The sequence below is a fragment of the Collinsella sp. AM23-17 genome (genome assembly GCF_003470945.1).
GTDB classification, from domain to species: Bacteria; Actinomycetota; Coriobacteriia; order Coriobacteriales; family Coriobacteriaceae; genus Collinsella; species Collinsella aerofaciens_O.
This window is the reverse complement of record NZ_QRHU01000050.1, coordinates 1-1,506: the sequence shown is the minus strand read 5'-3', so window position 1 is coordinate 1,506 and position 1,506 is coordinate 1. Positions and strand designations below refer to the sequence as shown.

The following is a 1,506-nucleotide window of genomic DNA, read 5'->3' as shown; positions in this document are numbered from 1 at the left end:
GGTGGCGCGCGCAGACGTGGTGTAAGAGCGTCCCGAGGTCCGTCGCTGCAAGTCCCGATGTTACTCCTTCTTGAGACCGCGCCTCTCGACTATCTCGTCCACTATCTCCCTGGCGCGCCGCCCGAGCGCGCGGCGCCTCCCCTCTGTCGGGGCCGGCCTGTCCGCGGGCTCGGCGAAGCCCTCGGCGGCCGAGGCCTCGGAGAACACGCGCTGCTGGGACCACTGTCCCTCGGTCTCCATGAGGCTCGCGCACGTCAGGCGCAGCATCGACTCCCTCGAGGGGAAGGACTGCACGACCCTGTAGCGGCGCTTGATCTCGCGGTTGGCGCGCTCCTGGACGTTGTTGGTGCGGAGCTTGGCCCAGTGCGCCCTGGGGAAGGCCGTGAACGCCAGCGCGGAGTCCTCGGCCTGCTCGAAGACCTCGCCGGCCCTGGCGGACACCGACGCCACCCAGGGCGCCGCCTCGGCCCACACGCAGCGCGCGAGGTCGGGGTCGTCCTGGTAGACCGCGGCGTGCACGAGGTCCCTGACGGCCGCCTTGGAGTCCTCGGGCCTGCCCGAGCAGGCGCTCTGGAGGTTGCGCTGCAGGTGCGTCACGCAGCGCTGCCAGGCGCAGCCCTGGAACAGGCGCGAGACGGCGGCCACGAGCCCGGCGTGGCTGTCGGAGACCACGAGGCGAACGCCGGCCAGCCCGCGCTCGCGCAGCCCGCCGAGGAATGCCGCCCAGGAGTCCTCGCTCTCGGTGTCGACCACGTCGCAGCCCAGGAAGTGCTTGCGCCCGTCGGCGCCCAGCCCGATCGCGGTCACGACGCCCTGCGAGACGACCGACGAGCCGACCCTGCAGCTCATGTAGGTAGCGTCGAGCCACAGGTAGCAGCACGGCGTGCCCGACAGGTCGCGGCGGCGGAACTCCGCCACCTCGGCGTCGAGGTCGGAGCAGAGGCTCGAGACCTCCGAGCTCGACAGCGAGGATATGCCCAGCTTGGACGCCACGCGCTCGACCTTGCGGGTGGACACGCCGCATACGTACATCTCCTGCACGATGGCGGCCACCGAGGTGTCGACGCGCGACCATCGCGCGAGCATGCCCTCGGGGTAGTAGGTGCCGTGCCTGAGCTTGGGTATCTCGAGCTCCACGTCGCCCACGGCGGTCTTGAGCGACCTGGGGCGGTAGCCGTTGCGGCTGTTCTCCCTGCCGTCGCTGCGCTCGTTGCGGCTCGCGCCGCACATCTGCTGGGCCTCGGAGTCCATCAGCGCGTTCATCACGCTGCCCAGCACCCTGCACGCGAACTCGCGCGCGTCGCCGCACTCCTGCCAAAGCCTCGCCGCCTCGAGGGCCTCGTCGCGGCCGAGGCGCAGTACACTCTCTTCTTGGGGCATCGCCTTTCCTTCCATTCGTCACCTTCATTACTCCAACGACGAATTCTAGGCGGTGTCCCCTCCCTTTCAAGAAAGGGCAGAGGCGGGGCATGCCCCGCCTCTTACACCACATCTCTGTGCGCTACC

The 1,506-nt window shown here is 69.9% G+C and carries 1 protein-coding gene; it reads right to left on the bottom strand.

Annotation, left to right across the window (positions count from 1 at the left end):
* Window positions 1–60: 60 nt before the first annotated feature.
* Window positions 61–1,380, bottom strand: coding sequence for an IS256 family transposase (locus DW645_RS09800; protein ID WP_233502389.1), 1,320 nt, complete (start codon window positions 1,378–1,380; stop codon window positions 61–63).
* Between the last annotated feature and the right edge of the window lie 126 nt (window positions 1,381–1,506).